33 protein-coding genes are annotated in these 23,853 nt (G+C 69.9%); 12 read left to right on the plus strand and 21 right to left on the minus strand.

Features of this window, described 5'->3' with window-relative positions; all coding sequences use genetic code 11:
* The first annotated feature begins 3 nt into the window (after positions 1-3).
* Genes NL114_RS21565 through NL114_RS01855 form a run of 11 tightly spaced genes read left to right on the plus strand, consistent with a single transcriptional unit; the run spans position 4 to position 6,340 of the window.
* Positions 4-135, plus strand: a complete 132-nt coding sequence (locus NL114_RS21565; RefSeq protein ID WP_286671091.1) for a hypothetical protein — start codon at positions 4-6, stop codon at positions 133-135.
* The gene (locus NL114_RS01815; RefSeq protein WP_254823095.1) at positions 132-362 is read left to right on the plus strand and encodes a hypothetical protein; all 231 of its coding nucleotides are present in this window, start codon (positions 132-134) and stop codon (positions 360-362) included. The genes NL114_RS21565 and NL114_RS01815 overlap by 4 nt, the downstream gene beginning before the upstream one ends.
* The gene (locus tag NL114_RS01820) at positions 362-805 is read left to right on the plus strand and encodes a hypothetical protein (protein ID WP_254823096.1); all 444 of its coding nucleotides are present in this window, start codon (positions 362-364) and stop codon (positions 803-805) included. Before NL114_RS01815 ends, NL114_RS01820 begins: the two co-directional genes overlap by 1 nt.
* Positions 802-1,695, plus strand: coding sequence for a beta clamp domain-containing protein (locus tag NL114_RS01825; protein ID WP_254823097.1), 894 nt, complete (start codon positions 802-804; stop codon positions 1,693-1,695). Before NL114_RS01820 ends, NL114_RS01825 begins: the two co-directional genes overlap by 4 nt.
* Positions 1,692-2,192: a PD-(D/E)XK family putative nuclease gene (locus NL114_RS01830; protein ID WP_254823098.1), complete on the plus strand. Its 501-nt coding sequence runs from the start codon at positions 1,692-1,694 to the stop codon at positions 2,190-2,192. The genes NL114_RS01825 and NL114_RS01830 overlap by 4 nt, the downstream gene beginning before the upstream one ends.
* On the plus strand, positions 2,185-2,442 hold the full coding sequence (locus tag NL114_RS01835) for a hypothetical protein (RefSeq protein ID WP_254823099.1): 258 nt from the start codon (positions 2,185-2,187) through the stop codon (positions 2,440-2,442). Before NL114_RS01830 ends, NL114_RS01835 begins: the two co-directional genes overlap by 8 nt.
* Positions 2,435-2,692 (plus strand): hypothetical protein, encoded by a 258-nt coding sequence (locus NL114_RS01840; RefSeq protein ID WP_254823100.1) that lies wholly within the window; start codon positions 2,435-2,437, stop codon positions 2,690-2,692. The genes NL114_RS01835 and NL114_RS01840 overlap by 8 nt, the downstream gene beginning before the upstream one ends.
* Positions 2,682-3,197, plus strand: a complete 516-nt coding sequence (locus NL114_RS01845) for a DUF8129 domain-containing protein (RefSeq protein WP_254823101.1) — start codon at positions 2,682-2,684, stop codon at positions 3,195-3,197. The genes NL114_RS01840 and NL114_RS01845 overlap by 11 nt, the downstream gene beginning before the upstream one ends.
* The gene (locus NL114_RS01850; RefSeq protein WP_254823102.1) at positions 3,198-4,475 is read left to right on the plus strand and encodes a DNA-methyltransferase; all 1,278 of its coding nucleotides are present in this window, start codon (positions 3,198-3,200) and stop codon (positions 4,473-4,475) included.
* Entirely contained in the window at positions 4,476-4,604 is a 129-nt protein-coding gene (locus NL114_RS21570; protein WP_286667631.1) for a hypothetical protein, read from the plus strand. It begins immediately after the preceding gene.
* Complete coding sequence (locus NL114_RS01855; RefSeq protein WP_254823103.1) at positions 4,601-6,340, plus strand: DUF7845 domain-containing protein; 1,740 nt, start codon at positions 4,601-4,603, stop codon at positions 6,338-6,340. The genes NL114_RS21570 and NL114_RS01855 overlap by 4 nt, the downstream gene beginning before the upstream one ends.
* A 435-nt stretch (positions 6,341-6,775) precedes the next feature.
* Here NL114_RS01855 and NL114_RS01860 read toward each other — a convergent pair whose 3' ends face one another.
* The 20 genes from NL114_RS01860 to NL114_RS01950 form a co-directional block, all read right to left on the minus strand.
* The gene (locus NL114_RS01860) at positions 6,776-7,213 is read right to left on the minus strand and encodes a helix-hairpin-helix domain-containing protein (RefSeq protein ID WP_254823104.1); all 438 of its coding nucleotides are present in this window, start codon (positions 7,211-7,213) and stop codon (positions 6,776-6,778) included.
* Positions 7,213-7,347, minus strand: coding sequence for a hypothetical protein (locus NL114_RS21575; RefSeq protein WP_286671092.1), 135 nt, complete (start codon positions 7,345-7,347; stop codon positions 7,213-7,215). Before NL114_RS21575 ends, NL114_RS01860 begins: the two co-directional genes overlap by 1 nt.
* The gene (locus NL114_RS01865; protein WP_254823105.1) at positions 7,344-7,508 is read right to left on the minus strand and encodes a hypothetical protein; all 165 of its coding nucleotides are present in this window, start codon (positions 7,506-7,508) and stop codon (positions 7,344-7,346) included. Before NL114_RS01865 ends, NL114_RS21575 begins: the two co-directional genes overlap by 4 nt.
* Positions 7,509-7,844 carry a hypothetical protein gene (locus NL114_RS01870; protein WP_254823106.1) on the minus strand — a complete coding sequence of 112 codons (336 nt, stop codon included), beginning with the start codon at positions 7,842-7,844 and terminating at the stop codon, positions 7,509-7,511.
* The gene (locus NL114_RS01875) at positions 7,841-8,497 is read right to left on the minus strand and encodes a hypothetical protein (protein ID WP_254823107.1); all 657 of its coding nucleotides are present in this window, start codon (positions 8,495-8,497) and stop codon (positions 7,841-7,843) included. Before NL114_RS01875 ends, NL114_RS01870 begins: the two co-directional genes overlap by 4 nt.
* A complete protein-coding gene (locus NL114_RS01880; protein WP_254823108.1) occupies positions 8,494-9,348 on the minus strand; it encodes a hypothetical protein in 855 nt (284 codons plus the stop codon). Before NL114_RS01880 ends, NL114_RS01875 begins: the two co-directional genes overlap by 4 nt.
* Before the next feature lie 14 nt (positions 9,349-9,362).
* On the minus strand, positions 9,363-11,849 hold the full coding sequence (locus NL114_RS01885; protein ID WP_254824761.1) for a carboxypeptidase-like regulatory domain-containing protein: 2,487 nt from the start codon (positions 11,847-11,849) through the stop codon (positions 9,363-9,365).
* Positions 11,849-12,106 carry a hypothetical protein gene (locus NL114_RS01890; RefSeq protein ID WP_254823109.1) on the minus strand — a complete coding sequence of 86 codons (258 nt, stop codon included), beginning with the start codon at positions 12,104-12,106 and terminating at the stop codon, positions 11,849-11,851. The genes NL114_RS01885 and NL114_RS01890 overlap by 1 nt, the downstream gene beginning before the upstream one ends.
* Before the next feature lie 55 nt (positions 12,107-12,161).
* A complete protein-coding gene (locus tag NL114_RS01895; protein WP_254823110.1) occupies positions 12,162-12,545 on the minus strand; it encodes a hypothetical protein in 384 nt (127 codons plus the stop codon).
* Between the two features lie 68 nt (positions 12,546-12,613).
* Complete coding sequence (locus NL114_RS01900) at positions 12,614-14,005, minus strand: hypothetical protein (protein ID WP_254823111.1); 1,392 nt, start codon at positions 14,003-14,005, stop codon at positions 12,614-12,616.
* 5 nt (positions 14,006-14,010) lie between these two features.
* Complete coding sequence (locus tag NL114_RS01905; RefSeq protein ID WP_254823112.1) at positions 14,011-14,862, minus strand: hypothetical protein; 852 nt, start codon at positions 14,860-14,862, stop codon at positions 14,011-14,013.
* Complete coding sequence (locus tag NL114_RS01910) at positions 14,859-16,910, minus strand: hypothetical protein (protein WP_254823113.1); 2,052 nt, start codon at positions 16,908-16,910, stop codon at positions 14,859-14,861. The genes NL114_RS01905 and NL114_RS01910 overlap by 4 nt, the downstream gene beginning before the upstream one ends.
* Positions 16,907-17,803: a hypothetical protein gene (locus tag NL114_RS01915; protein WP_254823114.1), complete on the minus strand. Its 897-nt coding sequence runs from the start codon at positions 17,801-17,803 to the stop codon at positions 16,907-16,909. The genes NL114_RS01910 and NL114_RS01915 overlap by 4 nt, the downstream gene beginning before the upstream one ends.
* Entirely contained in the window at positions 17,796-18,530 is a 735-nt protein-coding gene (locus NL114_RS01920) for a hypothetical protein (RefSeq protein WP_254823115.1), read from the minus strand. Before NL114_RS01920 ends, NL114_RS01915 begins: the two co-directional genes overlap by 8 nt.
* A 214-nt stretch (positions 18,531-18,744) precedes the next feature.
* On the minus strand, positions 18,745-19,038 hold the full coding sequence (locus NL114_RS01925; RefSeq protein ID WP_254823116.1) for a hypothetical protein: 294 nt from the start codon (positions 19,036-19,038) through the stop codon (positions 18,745-18,747).
* A gap of 24 nt (positions 19,039-19,062) precedes the next feature.
* Positions 19,063-19,614, minus strand: coding sequence for a hypothetical protein (locus NL114_RS01930; protein WP_254823117.1), 552 nt, complete (start codon positions 19,612-19,614; stop codon positions 19,063-19,065).
* Positions 19,607-19,996, minus strand: a complete 390-nt coding sequence (locus NL114_RS01935) for a hypothetical protein (RefSeq protein WP_254823118.1) — start codon at positions 19,994-19,996, stop codon at positions 19,607-19,609. The genes NL114_RS01930 and NL114_RS01935 overlap by 8 nt, the downstream gene beginning before the upstream one ends.
* 75 nt (positions 19,997-20,071) lie before the next feature.
* Positions 20,072-20,551, minus strand: coding sequence for a hypothetical protein (locus NL114_RS01940; RefSeq protein ID WP_254823119.1), 480 nt, complete (start codon positions 20,549-20,551; stop codon positions 20,072-20,074).
* A 3-nt stretch (positions 20,552-20,554) separates the two neighbouring features.
* A complete protein-coding gene (locus NL114_RS01945) occupies positions 20,555-22,126 on the minus strand; it encodes a hypothetical protein (RefSeq protein WP_254823120.1) in 1,572 nt (523 codons plus the stop codon).
* Positions 22,123-22,308 (minus strand): hypothetical protein, encoded by a 186-nt coding sequence (locus NL114_RS01950; protein ID WP_254823121.1) that lies wholly within the window; start codon positions 22,306-22,308, stop codon positions 22,123-22,125. Before NL114_RS01950 ends, NL114_RS01945 begins: the two co-directional genes overlap by 4 nt.
* Positions 22,309-22,503: 195 nt before the next feature.
* On the opposite strand from NL114_RS01950, the gene NL114_RS01955 reads away from it, so the two are divergent.
* On the plus strand, positions 22,504-22,848 hold the full coding sequence (locus NL114_RS01955; RefSeq protein WP_254823122.1) for a hypothetical protein: 345 nt from the start codon (positions 22,504-22,506) through the stop codon (positions 22,846-22,848).
* Position 22,849: 1 nt separating this feature from the next.
* On the opposite strand, the gene NL114_RS01960 is transcribed toward NL114_RS01955, so the two are convergent.
* Positions 22,850-23,443 (minus strand): site-specific integrase, encoded by a 594-nt coding sequence (locus tag NL114_RS01960; RefSeq protein ID WP_254823123.1) that lies wholly within the window; start codon positions 23,441-23,443, stop codon positions 22,850-22,852.
* Positions 23,444-23,853: the final 410 nt, after the last annotated feature.

Below are 23,853 nucleotides of genomic sequence, written 5' to 3' on the forward strand. Positions count from 1 at the left end.
TCGATGAGTGAGCAGCAGCGCTCACTCGATATCGAGGCGCTCCCTGATCCGGAGTGCTGGTTCTGCGGTGAACGGTTCGATCCCGACCGGCCGCCTCGCTGTGACGCTCGCGAGGACGGGAGGTGTCGGCCATGAGCGCCGAGCAGCAACGGCGCTCCGAGCGCGACGGCCCCGAGCCCGCGTGTAGCCGCACCAACAGCGACTGGCGGCCCGAGCCCGCTACCGGTGGCCTGCTGGCCTTCCACCCGCCGTGCCAGGAGTGCTTCCCCGACGACGGGCCCGACGAGGGCGAGACGGTCCTGCGGTCGCGTGGCACCTGCGGGAACCGCGTCCACCGGCCAGCCGACGGAGGTGACGCGTGATGGCGGCGACCGACGCCGATCCCGATGGGGCCGTCCTCGCGACGTACTTCCCCGACGACTCGGACTTCCGGGCCGAGAGCGAGCCCCGCACCCTGCCCGAGTCCTGGCGCGCCGCCCGCTTCGACACCGCTGACCGCGAGGCCACCGAGCACGTCGGCTACGCCGTGCTCATGGTTCGCGGGCGGTTCCGAGGCCTGGAGGGCGACCGCGCGATGATCCGCGTGCTGTACGTGGATGCTGCGGTCTCGCGGACCTGGTATCGGGACTACGAGGCCCAGCACGACGACGCCGGGTACCGCCCGCGTGCGGTCGTGTGGGCCTGCACGCAGTCATTCCCCGGCGCGTTCGGTGGTGCCGGCGACCCTGTGGCCGGTGCGGAGGCCGACGTGCTGGCGCGACTGCTCGACGCGCAGTACGATCTCGACGGGGGTGACGAGCAGTGAGCCTCTCCGGCAACCGCAACTGGGGCGCTGACGCCGAGTATCCGGACCCCGTGGCCGCTCACGGGCCCTCGGAGGTCGTCACCCAGGGTGTCATCGACCCGGGGCTCCTGCAGGACTGGCTCGCCGCGCTCGACATCGTCCATCCGGAGGCGCCACTCGAGTTCGGGACCGACGGCATCGGCGTCTCGGTCGTCAACGAGGCCAAGACGATGCAGCTCGACACGGCACTCTACGCCGAGGCCTTCGAGGAGTTCCAGCACTTCGGCGACGAGTCGACCGAGCGCATCGTCGCGCTCCGGCCGTTCCACGAGACCGCTCGGCTGGCCGAGCCCGACGCCGAGGAGGCGGTCTCGATCACCGTCGACGAGGTCGGGCAGCCGCTCCACCTCCGGGCTGGCCCTGTCGGCCGGACGGTCGCCGCCTACGACGACCTCGGCACGATGCGGGCGTCCGAGTTGGAGCGCGATTACACGTATCGGGCCGCCATCGACCGGCGTCAGCTGGTTGCAGCCGCCAAACACGCCCGCGTCCCGTTCCGCGCGATGGACGGCTTCGGCAGCACCAGCGACCAGTATCGCATCCGCGGCGAGCCCGACGGCACGCTGCACGTCATCGGCGACAGCGACATCGACAACGTCGACGCGCCGGTCGCGACCGAGGACGCCATCCGGACGCCCGAGAGCGCAGTCGAGGCCGTCTACTCCGGCGAACTAATCCGCGATGTCGTCGGGTCCATCCCCGACGGCGCGGTCGTCTCGTTCCAGTTCGGTGCGGAGACGGACTTTCGCCTGCGCTGGACGCTCAAACAGGAGCGCCATGGCGAGCAGCGGCCCGTGGCGGAGGCCGAGTATCACGTCGCACCCATCCTGGACTCCGGAGGTGGCACATGAGCGTGTCCCGCCGTCAGCCCGAGGCCGACAGTCGGCTCGCGCGCTCGAAGCGGCTCGGCGAGCGCGTCGAGGCGACGGTCATCCAGCGTGTCGACGGGCTCCGAGCGGCGCCCGAGCGCGATAGCCGCCACGACGCCGTCGCCGAGCACTGTCTCGCGCCGACCGACCGGCTCCCGTTCGCCGGTATCTGTCTCGTCGAACAGGGCACGCCCGTCGAGATCAAGAGCGTCGCCGCAGTGCAGGGCGAGCGCGAGGCGACCGGGCGCTTCTACCTGCGCGAGGGGCAGCACGGCGAGCTGCTGGCGGACGCGGGCGTCTACATCTTCGTCGTCGCGGTGCCCGTTCCGAATCGGGACCCGCTCGCGATGAAGCTCGTCCCCGCGTCGCTGGTCGACGAGCTGCGCGGGAGTTGGATCGAGGTCGAGGACCGGTGTACGCACACGAAACTGGCGTGGTCGCACGTCTTTCGGGATTCGGAGGTGAGCGACGGTGTCTGAAGAGGACCCGACCGTCTCTCACCTCTCCGAGGACGATTATACGAACCCCGCCTTCGCTGGCGCCTACCGGAAAGGCGCACTCGCCCGCCGGGACGGGAAGGGCAAAGCTGCCTGCCCTTACGACCGCGACCAGTACGGTCGTCAAGGCGTCACGTTCGCTCGGGCCTTCTGGAAGCGCTGGATGGAGGGCTGGGAGGCTGAAGACCGACTCATTCGAAACTCCGACGCAGAGGTGAGAGACGGTGTCTGAGGAGCCCGTCACGGACCCGCTGGCCATCGTCTGTGGCAACTGTGGGGCCGAGCACGGGCTCGGCGCCGCGAACGAGCCCGGGATGTGTCGGGAGTGTTCGTGCTTCCTCCCGACGCCGACCAGCGAACAGCACCGCCTGCTCGGGAAGCGGATGGAGCAGCAGGTCCTCCATGAAGAGGGTTACGTGACCGTCGGAGGGTACGTCCCGGGTGTTCACGGCCCGGACTACGGAGAGTCCGATGCCCAGTGAGTTCCAGAGCGCCAGCGCCGAGGCCGGCGTGCCCGCGTGGCGCCAGGCCATCGCCGCCGAGATCGGCGAGGACCCCGGCCGCTGGCTCGACCGCGACCTCGTCGAGCGTGCGCCCGGCCACACCGACCGGACCATGCAGCGAGCGGTTCACGCGCGCATCCAGGGCATCCGGTCGCGAGAGGTCATCGACGCCTGGCAGACCGTCGAGGTGCGGCTTGAGCGGGGCCCACGCCAGCAGGTGATGGCCTGGCTCAACCAGCGCGACCAGCAGCTGAAGGCGCGCGAGGAGCCTTCCCAGCGGGCCGTTAGCCGTCCGACACCCACGGCCGAGCCCGAGGCCGACGACGGCCCGGAGCTGGTCCACGACGACTGCGGCAGTGTCGTCGAAGAGCGCGACGGCGAGGGCTACCGCTGTCCCGACTGCGACACCATCACGCGCTCGGTCGCCGAGCTGAGTGCCGTCTCGAACGCGACGCCGGTTGCGGCCGACGGAGGTGAGCCGTAGATGTCGGATATCGACGCGTGGGCCCACGACATCCACTGCGGCGACGCCATCGAGACGCTGGAGCAGCTCCCAGCCTCGTCGGTTCACTGCTGCATGACGAGCCCGCCGTACTTCGGCCTTCGCGACTACGGCGTCGACGGCCAGCTCGGGTTGGAGGAGTCCCTGGACGAGTATATCGAGAACCTCGTCGACGTGGGGGCGGCCATCCGGCGTGTCCTCCGCGACGATGGGTCGTGGTGGCTCAACCTCGGCGACTCGTTTGGCGATGGGAAGCAGAAGATGCTCGTCCCGCATCGGGTCGCCAGCGCCCTGCAGGACGCCGGTTGGGTCGTTCGGAACGACGTGACGTGGGTGAAGCCGAACCCGATGCCCTCTGCGGTCAAGGACCGGCTGAACACGACGACCGAACAGGTCTTCCACCTCACACCGTCGCCGGACTACTGGTACGACCTTGATGCGATTCGGGAGCCACACAAGGCCGAGTCTCTCGAACGTGCGGCACGAGGATACACTGGCACGAAGACGACCCGCGTCGAGCACATGCCGGGGCGCGAGACCGAGTCTCGCGTCCACAACTTCGACCGCGGCGTCCATCCGAACGGCAAGAACCCAGGTGACGTGTTCGAGGTCACCGTCCAGCCGTTCTCCGAGGCGCACTTCGCAGTTTACCCGCCCGAGCTCTGCGAGACGCCACTGAAGGCGACGGCGCCGCCGGAGGTTTGTGTCGACTGCGGAACACCCTACGAGCGCGAGGTCGAGACGACACCGCTCTGGGACCGTGATATCCAGGCGCTCGACCGACCACAGCAGCGTAAGGCCCTGGAACGGTTCCAGGCCTCGGACCTGACGGTCGCACACCTGCAGGCCGCTCGGTCGGTCGGCTTCGGCGACGGTGCCCACGGCGACGCCGCGCAGGGGAGTCGCGACCGTGTCGACGATCGAACCCGGAAGCTGGCCGACGAGGCGAAGCAGGTCCTCGGTGGCTACTTCCGTGAGTTCGTCCACCGGCCCGAGCGGGACGCGACCGGCTGGGGGCAGACCTGCGACTGCGACACCGACGCGACCGAGGCTGGCATCGTCCTAGACCCGTTCGCGGGCGCCGGGACTACCTGCCTCGTCGCGAAACGACTGGGCCGGCGGTTCATCGGAATCGACCTGAACCCAGAGTACGTGGCGCTGGCCCAGCAGCGCGTCGGGCTCGACGTCGACGAGCCCGAGCGACTGCTGGAGGAAGGTGAGACCCACCTGCAGGCGTTCACCGACGGGGGTGAGCCGTAGATGCCCCGCTCCATCGCCCGCGAGCATCTGTTGGGCGCCACCATCTCGGCCTACGGGCGCGGGGCCGCCCGCATCGTCCCCTGGACGCGCCCGGAACACTTCCCGCGATTCGCGGGTGGTCGGCTGTGAGCTCCGATTCCGTCTCGGGCTCGGTCCGGCCCACCGGCGCCCGGCACCAGACCGACCGCGTCGAGGGGATCGAGACGGTCCCGACGAAGGGGCCGACGCCAGCCCGCCACGGTGGCGGTGGCAAGCTCGTCCTGTGTGACCAGCACCGTGACGCCGACGCGGTCCCGTTCGAGGTCGGCGAGTATCGCACGCTCCCGGACGGCTCGCTCTACCAGTGGTGTCGCGCCGCGTGGGTCGCTCACGACGACGCGCTCGTCGAGGACCACAAGGGCCGCCAGTACGCGGTCCTCTCGCGGTCGTTCACTCGCCCGGACGACGACTCCGAGTACGCGGTCACGCTGAAATCGAGTCGCTGGAAGGCTGGCACCGGCGAGGGTGAGGATTACAGCGCGTGGTGGAAGTACGACCTCACCGTCCAGCCGCTCGACGAGGACGGCGCGGTCGACTTCGAGCGGACGCCCGACCAGAGCCTCACGCTGAAGATCGAGCCCCAGTACGACGACCTCGTCTACCCCGACGGGAACGATCTCGACCTCCCGCACGGCGAGGGGTCGGTCGTCCGCGTCAGCTCCACCTGGGTCGACGAGCCCGAGGAGATGCTGGAGCGTGCGGCGCGACTCCTCGGTCACGCGCTCGGCTACCAGCTCGACCACGACGATGTCGTCCAGGACTCGCTCGGCTTCTCGAAGGCCGAGGTGCACGTCCGGTTCGACGAGGACCGTGAGGGCGATGCCGTGCATACGCTGCAGCAGTCCTCGGACCTGCTGACGGCGCATCACGGCGACCACGAGTGGCTGAAGAAGGTCGAGGACGGCTGTGTCCTGAAGGGGAAGATCCCCGCGACCGACTGCTGGGAGCAACTCGGCTTCCCCGACCTCGATGCCGATATCCTCCTGAAGGTCTACTATCCTGACCACAAGGAGGCGCTCGACTACCCGATGGACCAGCCGAAGATGGAGGTTGCGCTCGCCGGCAAGGAGCGCGTCCAGCAGGAGGACGGCTCGACCTACCGGCGGATGTTCAGCTGGGACCGCTGGGACGAGGTCATCGCCATCCTGGAGGAGATCCTCCTCTCGCACCTGGAGTGGGCCGGCATCGAGCGCGGCGACCTCGTCGCGGATGACTACTTCGACGGGCCCGAGGCCGACGTGCTGGCGTTCGATATGCCGGCGGGCCGGCGTCACTGGCTCCAGAAGCACTACCAGAGCCTCGTGCCCGCGCTCTACCGCGAGGCCACGCACACGCACACCGACCTCGTGTACGACATCCTCGATGTCGTCCGGCGCAAGGAGTCGGTCACCTACCACGGTTTGGCCGAGGAGACCGGCGCCGCCTACCGGACCGTTCGCGAGCACGTCCGGAAGCTCGCCGAGGAGATCGGGGGTGACGACCCCGGCATCCTGGAGCGGCATCGCGGCGCCGTCACGGTCATCACCTTCAGCTCCCGCTACTTCGAGGAGCAGGCCGACGACGCGCTCGACCAGATCAAGCCCGACGACCAGCCCGAAGACCGCAAGGAGCGTGCCGAGGAGCGTCGCGAGCGCCGCGAGAGCGACGACCAGGCGGACGAGAACGAGGACACGGCCTCGTCGAACGTCTGGGAGTACTTCGCCGATCTCGACCTGACCGCCGACCAGCTGGCCAGCGCGCTCGACCAGGAGTACCTCTCCGACCAGCACGTCCGCGTCCGCGTCGACGACTCGTCGCTGTTCCCGACCTACGGCCCGCCCGGGTAGCGCCGCTCACGCCGGCGCTCGCCCGCTTCCCCAGCCGCAGCACTCGATACCAATCCTTTCTTTCGCGCTCGCTTGCCGCGAGCCCAGCGTCTCGACGCACTCCCATCCGGCGCCGTGCGTAGTTTCACTTTCACCGGGGAGTTGATAGCTTATTTCCGCGCCAGTTTCGCCACAACTGGCCGCCAGTCGCCGGCGCGACCGCCGGCCTCGACCGCTCTCGGCGCCGCTCAGGAGGGAGCCAGCGGCCCGGGGTGCTGCCGGGGGGCCTCAGAGGGGTGCCACTAAGGTGGTGAGGGATAGCGGGCTGGCCCATAGCGGGCCAGCCCTCCCGCACCGCACCGCCCCGAGCGTCTGCACGCGGGAGGACGGTTGACGACGCCATGTACGGGCAGTACTACCGGGCGGTACAGCGGCCGGTCGGCGTGCCGGTCCGCGTTAGGACCGGCTCTCCGAGCGCGCAGTCTCGACCGCTCGCTCGGCGTAGGTCGGGCCGATGCCATCGACTTCGTCGGCTACCTCTGCGGGCTCGTGAGCAGCCAGCGTCTCGACCGAACCGAACGCCTCGGCCAGCTGGAGCGCCCGCTGCTCGCCGATCCCGTCGGCTTCGTCGAGGACTTCCAGCGCTCGCGATGTCGAAGGGTCCAGCGCCGCCTCGACGCGGCGCTCGTACTCGGTGAGTGTGATGTCGCCAGCCACGTACTGCTCGCGGGCGGTCGCGTCGACGGGCTCCTCGTCGTCCTCGTGCACCCACTCGTAGAACCGCGCACCGGCCGCCTCGATTCTGTCGCGGGCGTACAGCACGACCACCGCGCCGGCGAGAATGGCCGCCGCCAGCGGGTCGTGGACGTGGCCATGGGAGAGGATTGGGAGCATCACGGCCCGACGACCACCGCGTGTCCGCAGGCCTCGCACCGGACGATGTCCATGCCGTCGCGCTCGTGGATCGTCAGCAGCGCGTGCTCGGTGCCCAGCTCCGCGACCGTCGCGAGGATGGCGTCGACGGTCATGGCTCCCAGGGCCACTCGATAGGCGGCATCGGCGGTCGCTCGTCCTCTACTCGTGCGAACTTGACAACCAGGGAGAAACCCACCACGACCACGAGCACGTAGACCGCGAGCGAGGCGAGTCCATCGGGCGCGAGGGCCGTCAGGAGCGACTCCAGACACATCTACCCGCTCACCTCTGAGCGGTACCGGTGGAGTAGGTATGCCACCAGCAGGACTGTCGCGACCGCGACCGGTAGCCGCACCGCACCGAGCGCCGAGAGCGCGGCCAGCCACCACCCAGCCGACTCCGAGACCATGGTCACGGGCTGGACCACCGCCGCGGCGACGAACCGCCCGATTCCTGAGAGCGCCACCAGCGACCATCGCGCCGACTGTCCGAGCAGCACCACCGGCCGGACCAGCAACTCGCCGAGGATACCTCCTGAACCCAGCACGTCGACGGCAACGCCGGCGAGCACGAGGTAGCCGAGCGGTTCGGGGCGGGGCTCCTGGCTCACCGCTGCTCACCCCCATCGGTGTCACCATCGCCCGCCTGGTAGTCGCCCGTCAGCCGCGGCTCCACCTCCGTCCAGACGCCGCAGGTCCACTCCGCCTGCGGCTGCTGTCCGTATGCCTCCGGCGTCGGTAGTTTCGCGATTCCGTCGGCCGTCTCGGTTCGCAGCGCCTCCAGATCCTCGAGAGTCAGCTGGCTCTCGCGGTCCCAGTAGCGCTCGACCCAGTCCGCCTCCGACCGCTCGCGGTAGATCACGTTGCCGCTGGCACAGGACGTGACCTCGACGACGAGCCCCGCGGCGCGGCCGATTCCGAGCTGCTCGCTGAACCACGGGTCACGGAGCCCCGACAGCGTCTCCTGAACCGGGTACAGCGACTTGACCGCCATCTGCCCGCGGACACGGAGGACCGCCCGGTCGTACGCGACGGTTTCGAGCCGGTAGGGCGTTCCCGTCGGGCCCTCAGTCGGCCGGAGCGCGTTGGCGTACTCTGCCGCGAGGTCACCCGCACCCTCGGAGATCGGGGGCTCGTCCGCAGCGGTCGGCGTCCGCGTGACGGCCCGGATTCGCTGGGGTGAGAGGCCAGCACAGCCCGCGACCGCCGTTGACCCGGCAGCCGCCAGCAGCGCCCGCCGGGAGCACGCGGTCTCCTCGCTCATGCCGGCACCCCTTCGGCGAGCCCGTGGTTGCGCTGCGCGGCCGCGACCGACTCGGCCGACGGGCCCCGCATCACCGGCGACAGGCCGGCACGGAGGTCGGAGCTGCTCGGGCCCGCATGCACCAGCACGCCGTAGTAGGCGCCGAGCGCGACGCCGGGACCGAGTGGGCTCGTCAGGAGGCCGGCGACCGCTGCGGCCGGCACGGCGACCGCCAGCGGCGCCAGGTGCAGTGCGTAGTACTGTGGCCGGCCCAGCGAGAGGATGTCCTGATACCGGACCTCCCAGCGGGCCTGCTGGAGTATCTCGTACCCGAGCCACCGCGACTCGCGCAGGTCGACCGAGAGGCTGTAGTCGACGCCCAGCAGCCGGAGGACCGCGAGGTGCGTCGCCTCGTGCCAGCAGCCGACGCGGGCCGAGAGCGGGCCGTACAGGACGACGTGGCATGCTACGAACACGAGATAGACCAGGGCGAACTGCGCCACCGACAGCGTCGGGACAACCGCTGCCGGGACCGTGACGAGCGCCAGGACGACGGCCACGACGGAGACCCAGACACCCCATGTCCGCAGGCCCTCCTGGAGCCCGGCCAGCGAGCACCGCCAGAACGTCTCCAGGGCCGGCAGGAACCCAGCCGCGACGGCGATAGCCAGCAGCACCGGGATGTCTGGGAATATCGCGATCAGCACCAGCTGGACGCCTGTCGCCATCACGACGCCACGGCCCAGCGACGGGACCGGGCACCTGCCGACGTACCGGTCGCACAGTACGACCAGTGCCCACGCCGCGGTCGCCGTGGCGAGCAGCGCGACCGCTATCGCGAGGCCGACCGCGAGGGGCGACGACTCGGTCATCCAGAGCGCCACCGTCAGTCACCACCTCTCCAGGGAAGCACGCTACTCGACGAGCCGCCGCCCGCACCGGGGTCGCTGGGGCCGGCTCCGCCCGAGCCGAACCGGCGGTAGGCGAGGTAGCCGACCGCGCCGATGAGCGCGACGCCGACGGCTGTCTGACTCGTCGACGGACTCCCGCCACCGCCGGCGCCCCCACCGCCGCCGATGGGCGCACCCAGCAGCGCGTCGCTCCCGAGTTCGTCGCTGTAGTTGAACGCCTCGCCGCCGCTCGTGTAGTTGCCCGACAGCGTCGTGTCACCAGGGGCGTCCGAGGCGTTGCCCGTCAGGCCGTCACCCACGCACCAGGTCGTGTAGCCGACCGCGGTGTCGAACTGCCGCTCGCCGGCGTAGGACTGGTTGCCGCTCGTGAGGTTGTAGGTCAGCGAGGTCGTCTCGAAGGCCGGGTCCCAGTACTCGACGAGGACGCCCTCGGAGCCGTCGGCCTGGATGCACTCGCCGGCCAGGCGCGGGCCGAAGCCATCGCCGTAGTCCGGCGCTGTGAAGTTCGTGTCCGGTGTGTCCGGGTAGTCGTAGTGGTACCCGTCACCGTCACGGTCGAACGGGTCCGGTGGTGGGGTGAGGGGCCCGCCGCCGTTGATCGGGCCGGCCGGAGTCACGGTCGCAGTGCCGCTGGTCGGCGTGCCGGCGGGCGTGGCCGTCGCGGTCGTCGACGCCGTCGTCGGCGTGACCGAGATCAGGAACGGGTCCGCACGGGACTTGTTCGCCCGCCAGCCCAGCGACTCCCAGCGGGTCGAGAGGCCGCCGCTGGTGGCTGTGACCGCGACGCGATAGGGCTCGCCGTCGGTGAGCCGAACATCGGCGTTCCCGTACGCGTTGATGTCTTTGTTCGCGACCTCGGTCCAGGTGCCCGGGCCAGCCTTGAACGTCGTGCCGCCCGGGAGCGGGAGTTCGATGGCGCGGTCGAAGCGGTAGACGGTCAGCTCCGAGAGTGCCGGCGGGTAGGTGTAGCGAGCCTGCTCGCCGAGCTGGAACTCGCGCTCGAACGTACCTGTCTCGAAGAGCGAGAAGTCAACCGTTCGCGGGGAACTGGTATTGATTTGCTTAGTCTTGTTCTGGTATCCTGGCGCTGAAGCGCGAAGGTCGTACTCGCCCTTCGATACACTATCAAATTTGTAGCCCCCTGTTGAATTTGTCGTGGTGCTCTTAACAATAGAGCCGTCTGTTTGATTTCTAACCTCAACCGTTCCGTCAGTAATCGGAGACCCACTACTATCAGTTACTGTCCCAGATACCTCTTTGCCAAGCGATTTGCCATCTGTCACAAAATAATCCAAATATTGGGTTTTACCCCTATTTGCATACTCTATTTTTTGTATATCTGATGGGTTGCTTACCATGTTCCCCGTCGCCGACCCGACAACATCTCCGCCCGAGTCAAAGACAGTCACCTCCAGAGTATCTGCCGAATAATTGAAATCAAAGGTGATTTTATACCGTTCGGACGGGTCGGAGAGATCCGCTACTTGATTATATCCACCACTTCCGTCGCCAACTTCGATATTCGATTGGCCGAACCTGATTTTACCTGCAAGACTGGAAAAGCTCGAATCGCCACCGAGCCGAATCGTATTATCCCCGCCCGGAGAATCAAAGTCTCCCGCATCTGAATAGAAAAACGACAGCGTGTCAGGTTTAATCGATACCGAGCGCGAAATAATCCCGGTTTGGCCTTTCCCTTCAACCCCGTGAGAGCCTTCTAGGGCCGCGGCTGAAGTAGCCGCAATATCGCCCGAGTCACCGTATTCGTATGTCCACTCTGAGAGGTCGCCGTCGTTAAAATCATCAATAACAGAACCAGTAGCACTCGCTCGCTCGCTACCGGTTATAATCAGCGCCGGAGCGGCCGCAGACAGGACGAGGAGAGCGGCCAGCGCCGTCGCCAGCGCCGGTCGCCGGTCAACTTCAGACAGCCGACTGGTAACGCCTCCGCCTGCGGACACGAGCGCCTGACTGCGAGCCCGTGCCGGGGCGACCCAGCGCTCCCGCGTGGAGAACAGCACGCCCGCGGCCAGCAGCGCGAGCAGGCCGACGAGCGCTCCCGTGACCACGTAGATCGACGCGGCCGCGTAGACGACACCCGCGACCTGCGAGCGCTCGACCGGCCCGATGCCGGCGCCGGGGCCGCCGCTCCACTGGTCCGTGTGCGGTTCCGCGGTGCCCTGGGTTATCCAGCCGTCGGCCGTCTCGCGGACCAGCTCGTGGCGCAGCCAGCCAGCCTCCGAGTCGAAGACGGCCACGTCGCCGGCCTCCAGGTCACCAGCCGGGCCGTAGAGAACGAACTGCGGGACCGACTCGCCCATGCTGTCGCCCGTGGCCAGGCTGGCGCCGACCGGCAGCGCCGTCGACGGCGAGACCACGACGACCGCAGTCCCGACAACCGCCAGCAGCAGCGTCAGGCTCGCGAAGAGCGCGACCGCCGGCCGCTCACGGACGGCATCCATCACGCCGACTCACCTCCCTCAAGCGCCGCCATCGCTCTGAGACTGGTCCCAAGCATGACGACCAGCGCCAGCAGGCCGATGCCGACGGCGAGCACCGGCAGCTCGCCGACCGACAGCACGCTCCCGACGAAGACGAGCCCAGCGAGGCCGGCCTGCCACGCCCAGAAGCCCGCCTCACGGGGGCTCGGCTCGCGCCGCTGTCCCTCCTCGGTTGGCTGTACCGTACTGTGCTCGTCCGCGTTCTGTGTTGCACTCATGAGTCTGAAACCGCGAGTCCGCCCAGTTCCCGCCCGAGACACCAGGGTCGCGCCATCATGCCAGCACCCCGCCGACGACGCTCACCAGCCAGTGCACGATGCCCGCGCCCAGCTCGATAGCCCGGCTGACCCGGAGCGTCGGAATCACGCGCGTCAGCAGGCCGAGCACCAGCACGCCGGCGATGACGATGAGGTACCGTACCGTCTGGCCGGCCGCCTCGCCAGCCTGCAGGGCCTTCCGCCCGTACAGCGCCACCGCGATGAGTGCGATGAGCGTCCCCGAGACGCCGATACCGGCGGCGCCGAGCAGACTCGACACGAGGTCGCCACCGACGAGCGGAACGAGGCCGATTCCAGGCGCGAAACCGAACAGCGTGTGCTGACTGGCCCCTCCCCCACCGCCCCGCTTGTCCCGGAGTACGCGCGCGCGCTGTCGCACAGCGGCGCCGGCGCGCGGGTCGCCGGCGGGGGTCGCGCGAATAGCGGAAATCGAGCCGAATTCGACGCTCAAATCGGCTCACCTCCATCGGTCGCGACCGGCTGCTCGTCGCCGTCCGAGCCCCGGGGAATCGGGTCGCGAGTGTTGATCTGGAGCGAGTAACTCGGCATCAAGTCGGCCGCGTTCGGCCAGTCGACCTCCTCGAAGTTCTCCGGCGAGAACAGCGTCCCCTCGCCCGGGTCCTTGCCCTTGTTCACGTTGCTCTCGAACGGCGTCGAGCCGAACCCGAGCGGCGCCGCCCCGTCCGTCGTCGGGACCGCGCGGCCAGCGGTGTGGAGTCGGTAGTGGATCTTCCGGCGCCAGCGCGCCGAGACCGCGACCTCGCCGTGGCCGGCGCCGACTAAGGTCACGTTCCGCTTCCGGAGGTCCGCGGTCAGGTCGCCGCCCAGCTGGTGGACCTTCTGGTAGCTGCCGAACGCGTCCTTCTTCGCGTCGTCCGGCGCGATGTCCTTGATCTCGTCCCAGATGAGTGCCAGCGGTGTCGACCGGTCGCGGCCGTCGACGGCCGCCAGCAGCAGCGCAACCCACCAGTGTGGCGTCGGGTCGCCCGGTGCGAACAGGTCGTCGCGCTGGGCTGGTGGCTCGACGGTTCGGGACGGAATCGACTCGAAGAGCCGCTGGCAGTGCGAGAACGTCGGGTCCGGGTAGACGACGTTGATGCCGCCCGCGCGACACTTCCGCAGCGCGTCGACGGGGCCCTGGTAGTGGACGACCTCTCGGGCGAAGTTGCCCAGCTCTGGGTCCCGGCCCACGGGGTCGACCGGCCGCTCGGGCCGGAGCGTCGCGTCGATCTCGGCCCGCGCCGGGAGAATCAGCCGGACCCAGGGCGCCAACGGGAGCCACTCCGAGCGCGAGGGCGCGCCGCGCCACACGACCGCCTCGCCCATCCGGTGGCCGTTACACTCGAGAAAGCGCTGGGCGCAGGTCCGGAGCAGCGTGCTCTTTCCCTTCCCTGGCGGGCCCAGCACCAGCCCGAAGATGCCGCCCTCGGTCTGGTCGGCCGGTGGGTTCGTCCAGTAGTGCTCGTAGAAGTCCGCGACCGGCCCCCAGCCCTCGCCATCCGAGCGCCACACCGTCGGGTCGTAGCGGGGGATGCCGTGGAGCCGTCGGATGGATTTGGCGTCCGTGTGGGCGTTGCCGTTCTCCGGCGTCAGCTCCGCACTCCTGAGGTCGGCGCCGATGGCGACCGGGCGGCCGGCGTCGTCGCGAGTAACCTCGCCGACGGCCAGCTCCCAGGCGTGGTGGTCGCGAGCGTACGCGTCGGCCATCTCACGGCCCGTGTCTACGAGGTCGCCTCGGAGGCCGGTATCCGGCGTCCGCGGGTCCTCGTGCGGCGCGAGCGGGATGTCGTCGTCGGGTGTGTTCGGTACGTCGTCGTCCGGGTGGTTGGCTCTGCTCATGGTGGTCACATGGTCTTGCTGCGGCTCTCGGTCTCGCGGTCGCTCGACTCCGCAGCGTGGTCGTAGCGAGCCCGCGTCCCCGCGCGGAAGCGCCCACACAGTTTGGCCGCGACCGTCTCGCGGGCGCGTCGATGCACCGGTGGGTCGGGGTGGGCCCCGTCGCCGCCAGCGAGCAGCACCCGCCGCATCGCCGGGTCGTTGACCGCGTCGGCGACCCAGTTGCTCGGCAGGGTGCCGTGACAGGCCAGCTCCAGCACGTCGCCCCAGCGGAGGATGGCACTCAGGTCTTGGAAGCCCGCCAGCAGTCCCACCAGCGCCTGCTGCTGGTGGCGCTCGATAGCCGAGAGCGAGGGCCGCATCGCGACGTGGCGCTCGCGCTCGGGTTTGGTCGGGGCGTCCTCACCGGACCGGCTCGGGGCGTGCTCCTGGGCGTCGTCACGGAGCGTCCGGATGGCCTTCGAGTGGGCGGGCGTCAGCGTCGACGCGGCGAGCCGTGCCCGAATCACCCGCGGCTCGACGCCTTCGACGGCGTCCGGCCGGTCCAGCAGCGCGCCGACCAGGGGCGTCGCCTCGTCCCGGGTGGCCGCCACCATGTCGGCGTGGACGGCCTCGTAGAGCGCCTTCGGGAGTCGCCCCAGCGTCGCGCCCGTTATCGAGACCAGCCACGCGAGCACGTCCGCCCGCGAGTTGAACCCCTCAAGCAGCGCCTCGCGATGCTCCCGGTGGTCACGGGAGAGTCGTTCCAGCGCGGGTTGGCGGCGCTCCTGCAGGTCGCTCGCGAAATCCTGGGCGCCGACCGGGTCGGCCAGCGGGTCCGGGGCGTCACTCGGCAGCCAGCGGTGGACGCCGTGGCTCACTGGCCATCACCTCCCGCGTCGTCCTCGCTCGGTCCGGTGGCGAGGATGCTCGCGGCCTCCGAGCGGCTGATACTGCCGTTCTGGAGCAGTCGGGCGACCCGATTCTCGTCCGGGTGGTCGGTGTCGCCGCCGGGTGTCGTCGCACCGCCGGCCACGTCGAGGCCGTCGCCGCCGTCGGCCGCCGGCGTCTTCCCGGCGCCACGGTCGGCGCGGTCGCGGCCGGCGTCGTCGCCGAGAATCGTCGAGAGGAACGAGCCCGCCCGCTCGCTCGCCTTCTCGGCGGCCCGGCGCTCGGTCTGGGCCTCGGACTCCAGGCGCTTCTGCTCGGACTCCTCGGCCGATTTGGCCGCGTCGATCTCGCGGGCCAGCCCCAGCGCCGTCGCGAACGCGCGGCGCATATGGACGGTCGCGAACGGGATGACGGCGCTCCCGTCGGACGCGCCGATGAACGCCAGGCCCCAGCCCAGCAGCGCGACCAGCACGGCCAGCGGCACCGCGCCCAGGCCGGTCGGCGCGAGGACGGCGTAGGTCGCACCGGCGATCAGGATCGGCAGCGCGATGCGGACGAAGTTCCCGAGGAACGTGTCCTGAGACGTGAACGTGAACGACGGGGCCGAGTAGCTCGACAGCAGCGAGCGGCTGGTGTCGGCCTCCGGGTCGACCAGGAGCAGCTCGTCGTGGTGGCCGGACATCCGGATGCGCGAGTCGGCATCCGACCAGTTCTCGACGGTCGCCGTGCCGCCCAGGGCTCGCGCGAGGAATCGCAGCCAGCCCGGGAGCACGACCGCCATGTCGCCGTCGTCGTCACCGTCGCCCTCCTCGGCGCCGGGCATCGGCGCGAGCAGGTAGACCCGCGAGGTCGCCGACAGCCAGTCGTGCCCGCGGTCGCCGCTCGGGGCTGGCGCCTTCGACACGTCGGGTTTGAGCGCGAGGGCGCGCCGGATGCGCCGCTCGCCGACCAGCTCGATGCCGACGATCAGGAACGCGAGGAACGTCGCGACCGCGAGCACCACCGGCGCCGCCGCGACCAGCGCCTGCCCGACCGTCAGCCACAGGCTCAGTGCGAGCCCGGTGTAGAGCAGGGCTATCGCGGCTGCGGTCTTGATCCAGCCGTAGCCCGGCGGGGCTCGGGCCCGGTAGAGCGCCGCACTGGCGGTCCCGACGCCGGTGAGCGCGCCAGCCACGACGGGCAGCACCAGCGTCAGCATCCCCCACTCCAGCAGGTCCGAGTTGCTCGGGTCGTCCGGCACCGGCGCGTCTTGACTCAGTGCTGACGAGCGATGCTGGAAGTGCCAGCGAGCGATGGTCTCGCCATCGTCGCTCCGGAGCAGCAGCGCCACCTGTCGGGCGTGGTCGTTCGTCGGCGGCAGCGCCACCGAGACGTTCGACCAGCCGCGGGTGAACGCGACGGACTGCTGTCGGGTGGAGACGTTCCGGACCGTTGTCGAGCCGTTCGCGTCCGTGCTCGTGCGGTAGGCCACGACGACGGCGGTGAAGCTGTCCGCATCGAGCAGGTCCGGGTCCTGCGAGAGGATCGTCCGGAGTCGGACCGTGTCACGTCGGACCGTCGTCGACGGCGAGATGAACCGCCACGCGCTCCGGGCGCCTTCCTTCGCGGCCGGGTTCGAGGCCGGCGTGTACGTCGCCCAGAGGCTCATGCCGGGCGGGTCGGCGATCCGGTAGCCCGCCGGTGAGCCCGAGACGCGCTGGCCGGGTTTCTGCAGCTCCGAGAGCGTCCAGGTCGTATCGTCGGCCGTCGCGACCTCGACCGGGGCCGCGCTTGCCGGTGTCGGCGTGGCCGTAGCGGTCGGTGTCGCTGTCGCGGTCGACGCCGTGGCCGTCCGGGTAGGGGTCGGCGTTGGTGCCGGCGTTGGCGTCGCCGTCGGTTGTGGAGTCGTAGCCAGGTCGGGCCGCGGTGTCGGTGTCGCCGTGCTGTCGTTCGCGGCGGCCGCCGGGGCGACACCGACCGCGAGCGCCGGCGCGAGCAGACTGGCCATCGCGACCAGCGCCAGCACGACGGCGCAGAGCCGGCGGCCGCCGTCGCTCACTCGTCACCACCCCCGTCGGCGTCGTGCTCCGGGTCGTCGCGCCGGGCCGGCCCGACGGCCGCGGCGAACGCGATCGGCGTCTCGCCCCCGTCAGCGACCGTCTCGGAACTGCTGTTCGGGGCGGTCGCGCCGGCCTCGTCGGTGATGGTGGTCGCCTCCGCGTCCGGGCGAGTCCGCTCGTTGAGCTCCGAGCCGACGCCCCGGACCCGCGCCGGGATGTCCCACTCGCCGACCGCCGTCGGCGTCACGTCACGGTCGCCGTCGGCCCACGCACGGTCGGCCTCCTTGCAGGCGCCACAGCGCCAGCGCTGCTCGGCCTCGGTCGCGTCGGCGGCGTCGGGGCGGACCGACGCCCCGAGCCCACAGACGAGCCGTGAGGCCGCTCGTGCGCCCGGCACGGCGACGAGGGCCGTCAGGACGAGGCCACCGATGGCCCCGCCGACGGACGGCTCCGCGGCACCCAGGCCGACGAGCGTCCGGACCGACATCCCGAGCAGGACCACCGCGAGCGTGAGGAGGCCCCCGGCCGCGAACGCGTCTCCTCGAATCGTCGAGGAATAGCGCAGTGCGCCGAGCCAGCCGAAGCGGCCCTCGCGGACGCGCTCGACACGGTCGGCCTCCGCGCCCGAGACTCGCGACGGGAGGCCGTGCGGTGCTGGCCAGCCACCCATCGGGCCTATCGCCGCGTCCGGGTGGCCGCCGTGGCCGGGTCGCTCGGTCGCGGCCGGCCGCTCGACGAGGCCCGTCCACGCGAGGCGGTCGCGCGACCAGATCGCGAGCCGGTGACAGTAGTCCGCCCACGAGCCGGGTGTCCGGCCGGCCTCTCGGTAGGCGTCCTCGTAGCTGTCCGCGTCGGCCGGGCGTTCGGGCGCGCCGGGCATCGGGTCAGTCACGGCGCTCTTGCACCTCCTGGGCCGCGTGGAGCGTGACCAGTCCGCCGAGGATGATGACGACCGCCACCGGCACGCGGCCGAGCGCCACCTTCGACGCGCCGGCGACGATCAGCGCGAGCAGCGCGACGGCGTAGATGCCCGACACCAGGAACGACATCGAGCCGAGCGTCCCCGACGACTGCGCACGGAGCGACGGGTCGTCGTCGCTGCCACCCAGCCGTGAGACCGTGTAGACCGCGATGAGCACCAGCCCCGCGATGGCGATCATCGCCGCGGCCGCCTGCATCGGCAGCCCGTTCAGCAGTGCGACCGGCAGGAAGCCGACGGCGCTCGTCCCGCTCTCGTCGCTTGTCCGCGTCGCGAGATAGGCCACGACGACGACCAGGATGGCACCGGCGACCAGCTGCACCGCGCTGATACCGATGACTCCGCGGAGGCCCAGCGCCCCGAGCGCCGCCGTCACGAGGTTACTCCCTGCGAGCGGGTGGTTGCCGAGCCAGCCGAACAGGCCGACAGCCACGTCGGCGAAGAGCACGAGCGACGCGAACGCGCCACCCAGCACCGCCGCCACAAGGCCACGGGCCCAGGTCTGGGTGCGGTCGACCGCCTCGTCGGCGTCGACATCGTCCTTCCCGATGGCGGCCGTGAACCGCAGACCGATTCCGAGGACGGCCACGGCGATCAGGACCGCGAACCCGACCAGCAGGATCATGCCGACGTTCACCATCCGAACCCACCTCCCGGATGCGGGGCCGGGTCCCAGGTCGGGCCCCGCGGGGCCCGCGGTGGTCGTCTCTCACGCCGACGGACGGCCCCGTCGGCTGCCGATACGTGTGTCTCGTTGGTGTGGATCATGTCTCTCTCCGTAGTCGTGTCCGCATCGGTGCCGAGCCGGGTGCTCCGGCTGGGAGTGGTGCGACAGGTCGTTGCGAGGTGGCCGGTCAGTCGTCGTCGACGAGCCGGTCGGCCCGGCGCCGCAGCCGGACGATAAGGGCGATGGCGAACAGCGGCACCGCGATCACGATGCCTGCCGTCACCAGCCAGGGTGGAAACACCGGCACCACCTGGTTGAACCGCGCCCCAGCGCCGACGACCGACATCAACGTCGGGCCGAGTAGCAGCGACGCCTGGATGAGCGGATCGAGAAATCCACTCGCCAGCGCGGCGATGCTCGACAGCACCCCGACCGCCGCCGACACCGGCCCGGCCGCCTCGCGTGCGTTCTTCTTGTCCATATGTGGTCCGCGTCTCCGTGCCCATCATCGGAGCAGCCCTCCCGCTCCCGGCAGGGCACGGTCCACCAGGAGCGATAGCCCGACCACGACGCCGCCCGCTGCGGCCGCGGTTACCCCCGCAGCGACGACCGGAGCGAACGGCCCCAATGGCGCGAACGCGCCCGCGAGACCGGCGTAGAACCCGCCGATGGTCGACAGCGTACCAGCCAGGAGCGGCTGGGCGCCCTCGACGCCGGCGACGGCGAGCTCGAACAGCTCGTTGCCCAGCAGGATGAACGGCGCCGCAATCGCGCCGGCGAGCCACAGCCCGCCGCCGATGATGACGTTCACGAACCACCGCCGGATGATGGCGAGGACGGCCGGGATCACGCCACCCTGCTGGGCGACGAACTGCCCGAACGCCAGCAGCGGGCCCGCGACCGCCGCGAGCTTGCTCAGCCGCTTCGCCGTGCTCGCCGAGAACTGTTTGGCCGTCTCTCGGGTCGCCTCGTTCGTCTCCTCGCCGGCCGGCACGCCGGCGCCCAGCGCCGCGCGGAACAGGCCGAGGTACGAGATGCTGTCGTCGTCCTCAGGCACGGGCCGTCACCTCGCTGAAGACCCGCAGGGCGACGTACGCCGAGAGCAGCATCACCGCGACGCCGACGACGATGGCGACCGGTCCGAAACTCCGGATGGACGGCACCGCAGCCTGGCCGGCGCCTGCGAGGACAGTCGCGCCGCCGCCCAGCAGCGCCGCGATGATCGCACGGACGGCGGCGCCGGCGAAGCCGATCAGCAGCTCGACACCGTCGACGAACCGCGCGATGAGCATCGCTATCGAGCCGACGAAGACCCGGACGATGCCGCCGAAGACGAACAGGCCGAGGTCGGACCAGCGGATGCCGGACTCGCCGACGTAGCCGCTCGTCGGGAGCGTCACGCCACCGCCACCGCCGCCCGGTGCCGGCGTATCAGCCATCGCGGGGCACCTCCGTCGACGGCGGCAGGGCTGTCCGCACCGCCGCGAGCCGAGTGCGGCGGGCGCCAGCCATCGTCAGTCCTCCGGGTCTGCCTCCTCGTCGGTACCGAGTGGGCCGAAATCGACCCCGGTTCCGAAGAAGAAGCTGTCCGTCGTCTCGTCCTCCTGGCGGAACCGAGCGACCAGCCACGCGGCGATGAGCACCATCCCCACGCCGACCGGGAGTCCGACCAGTGCGAGCTGCGACCCCGGGCCGACCGCCGAGGCCGTCCCGAGTGCACCCGCGAAAATCGGCCGGATCAGGCTGTTGAAGAACCCGAGTAGCAGGTTCTGTGTGCCGACCGCCGCGCCGCCGATGACGGCGACGAAGAAGTCGACCACACCAGCCATGATGCGGGCGATGCCGCGGGCGCCCCCGTAGATGATAACGCCGATGCTGGTCGTCAGGATGGTCACGAGGGACTCCGCACTCCGAGCCCGCGCGAAGAGCCGCGTGATGCGTGACTCCTCGGTCGACGTGATGCTGACCGACAGCGGGTCGTCCGAGGCGGACATCGGTCACCCGCCCCCGTTGCCCATCCAGCCGAACAGCTTGAAGCTCCCGAGGCCGAGCAGGCCGGCCAGCCCGCCCAGGATGCCGAACCCGAACAGGCCGTTCCCGCCACCCTGTCGGGGCGGACCGCCGGCGATGGCGCCCTGGGGCGCCATCACCTCGTCGGCCTCGCTGTCGGTGTAGAGGATCTCCGCACCGATGGCCGCGTCGTGGTCACTCGACGCGGAGAGCCCGGTCGCGAGTTCGACGCGGTCACCGATAGCGCCGCTGAACTGGCTGGTCGCGTCGGTCGTCGACGCTTCCGAGTAGTTGCCAGCGTAGCCGGTTGCGTAGTCGACGCTGACGTACTGGGAGCTGGGCTGGCGCTGCTCGGCGACCAGCGTCAGCGTCCCGTGAGTTACGTCGACCGGTGCGGGGATGTCCCAGACCGCCAACGGCTCGCCTTCGAGGCGGTCGGAGTAGCTCGCGTAGTCCTCGGCGTCCGTGAAGTTGACCTCGCTGCCGTCGGCCATCGCGAGCGGGTAGTTGACCGTCGCGTCACCCGCGCCGACGACGAGGTCGTGGACGTGGGCGTCACCGAAGTGGTCAGCGAGCCCGTCCAGGGACCGCATCCGGACGGCACCGCCGTCGATGTTGGTCCGGGTCTCGGTCTCGTAGCGGTCGTCGGTGTCGTCCTGGTAGGCGACCGTGCCGAAGGTCTTCGTCTCCTTCGAGGAGATGTCCATCCCGGTGATGGCGAGGTCGGCGTCGGCGTCGGTGACGTTCAGTCGGACGGCGTTGATCTCGTCCATCGTCCCGTCACCGGAGCCCTGGACGCCGTTCGCCGAGACCAGCGTATCCACGCGAACACTCGAGAAGAAGGCGCCCGTCTCGTTCGCGAACGTCTCCGCGTTGGTGTCGGCCGCGCCCTCGGAGATGTTCGCGTAGGCGTAGTCGCCGTCCGAGTCGACGATCTCGAAGCGGACCTCGGCGCTGCTGTCGAGCGTGTTGACCTTGCCCGCCGTGGTCAGCACGCGCTTGCGGGCGTTGTCGAGGCTGACGTTGTCCGAGTAGTTGAACGTCACCACGTCGCCGCCGGTCATGCTGCCGTCGGTGGCGAGCTGGGTCGGCGCCGCGCGGAAGTTCGGGGCCGCGCCCCACTCAGTGGCGCTGCCCTTTGCCGAGGCACCGCCGCTGATGGTCCAGTCGCCCTCCTCAGCGACGAACGACTGGTCCTCGACGTTGGCCTCGTCGTCGGTGACCGGGCCGTAGAGGTCCGGGTCGTCGATGTACGCCGGCGACACCTCGATGGGTGCGTCGGCGTCGGAGGCGTTCACCTCCGCCGGCAGCTCGGTGTTGCTGCCGTCGTCGGCTTCGTAGGCGAGCGGGTCGTTCCCGTGCTCACCCATCCGATGCTCGGCGATGGTCGCGTCGGTCTCCTCGACCCAGACCTGCGGACTCTCGTCGCTGTCCGGGTTGATCGGTGGCGCGCCGTTCCCGCGGTCGTCGTGGTCGGCGGCGACCGGTGCCGCGACCATCGAGAACGCGAGAGCGACGACCATCAGGGCGACGACGCCCTGCTGGGCCAGTCGTCTCATCGGCCGGGGCCCTCCAGGTCGAAGACCTCGAACAGCTCCTCGTCGACCGTCGCGAGATGGCCGAGTCGCAGGTCCGAAGCGATGTCAGCGCGCGTCGTCGCGCTGTCGATACCACTGGGTCGTGCCTCCTGCGAAAAGGAGGTCGAGCGAGGCTCGCGCCCGCGCTCTGGTGTTGCGCTCATGGGTTGCGCTCCGCCCCCAGGGGCGACCTGAGGACTTCCACCAGCCCAGTGCGGGTATAAGTGTCAACCGTCGGATTATACTGCGCGGATGGCGTGCGGATACCTCGCGGATACTGTGCAGATACTGTGCAGAAGCCGCCCTCTGTGGTCGCTCTGGACGCAGGATTTGTTACGATTGACCTCTCCGGTTATCGTATGTCAACGCAGAACTGCTCTATCCGTTCGTTGATGTGTCTGGGGACGCGTCGGCACGGCGTGACCCTGGAGCCGGGGTGGGTGGCCGACGCCGACCTCTCGGTGGGTGAGGCAATCGGCATCGACCGTGTCTCCGGGAAGTACGCCGAGCGCGGGGCGACGCTCTATCTGGGCGAGTACGACCCAGATACAGTGGACTACGAGCGGACGCTGGGAGAGTGCGGGGACTCGGTCGCAGTGACGCTCCCGCCCGGCATCCGCGAGTGGCTCGATGCCGAGCTAACGGAGTCGCTCTATCTCATGCGGACGGAAGACGGCGAGGACATCCTCGTCGAGGCGCCGTAGTTCAGTTCCCCATCACCTCGCCGATGCGCGCCTCAGTCGCTTCCTTCAGATACGGCTCGATGGCCGAGTAGTCGCTCCAGCCGCCGACCGACATCATCGTCCGTACGTCCTTGCCCTCCTCGACGAGGTAGTGGGTCGCCCAGGACCGCCGGAGGTCGTGACTCGTCACCGCCCGCCAGCGCGCCTCGCCCAGCTGCTCAGCGATGGCGTCGGTCGCGTTGTCGACCCAGCGCCGCACCGTCGGCGTCGAGCGTGGGACCCAGGGCTCGTCGCGGCTGAGGTCGCGCTCTCGCGTGTACTTGTTCAGGTCCTCGGCGACGCGGTCTGGCATCCAGGCGTCCCGGAGCTTCCGGGCGCCGCCCTCGGTGTTCTTCCCGCGGACCTCGAAGAGCCAGCACTCGCCCTCCTCGCTCCAGCGAAGATGCTTGTCGGCCGGGTAGGGCACCTCGTGGGCCCGGAGGCCACACCGGCCCATCAACTGGATGGCGACCTCGCGCATCCAGTCGTCGCGACCGGCCTCGCGTTCGAGCCGGGCGAGTTCCTCCTGGTCGAGCCAGCACTTCGTCACGTCGCCGGAGTCATCCACGCGAACCATGAGCGGATTGTCTGGGATAGACGGGCACAAACACTGGGGTCGGCGGCGTGATCGACGCGGGTTCACCTCCGATTCGGGCGCTTTGTGAGCGGGAAGTACAAGAACTCGCTTACAGTCACCAGTTCCCGATCTGGTAGTCTTCCCCGCAGTCGACGCATTCGGCGCGACTCTTCCCACTCCCGAAGCTGTACAGGCCGAGGTCGCCTCCACAATCGCCACAGACGAGTGCCATGGCCGGCCTGCCGTCGCCAGGGCAATAACTCTCGGTGAGGTCCGTGGTCTCTGAACCAAGCACTCGCCTACGCCTCGGTGACGCCGAGGATGGCCTGACACTCAGGACACGAGTACATCGACTTCATCCCTGACGTGGTCTCGTCCAGCTCCGATACCATGAATATCGGCTCACCGCA

The organism is Haloglomus halophilum (assembly GCF_024298885.1).
Classification (GTDB): Archaea; Halobacteriota; Halobacteria; order Halobacteriales; family Haloarculaceae; genus Haloglomus; species Haloglomus halophilum.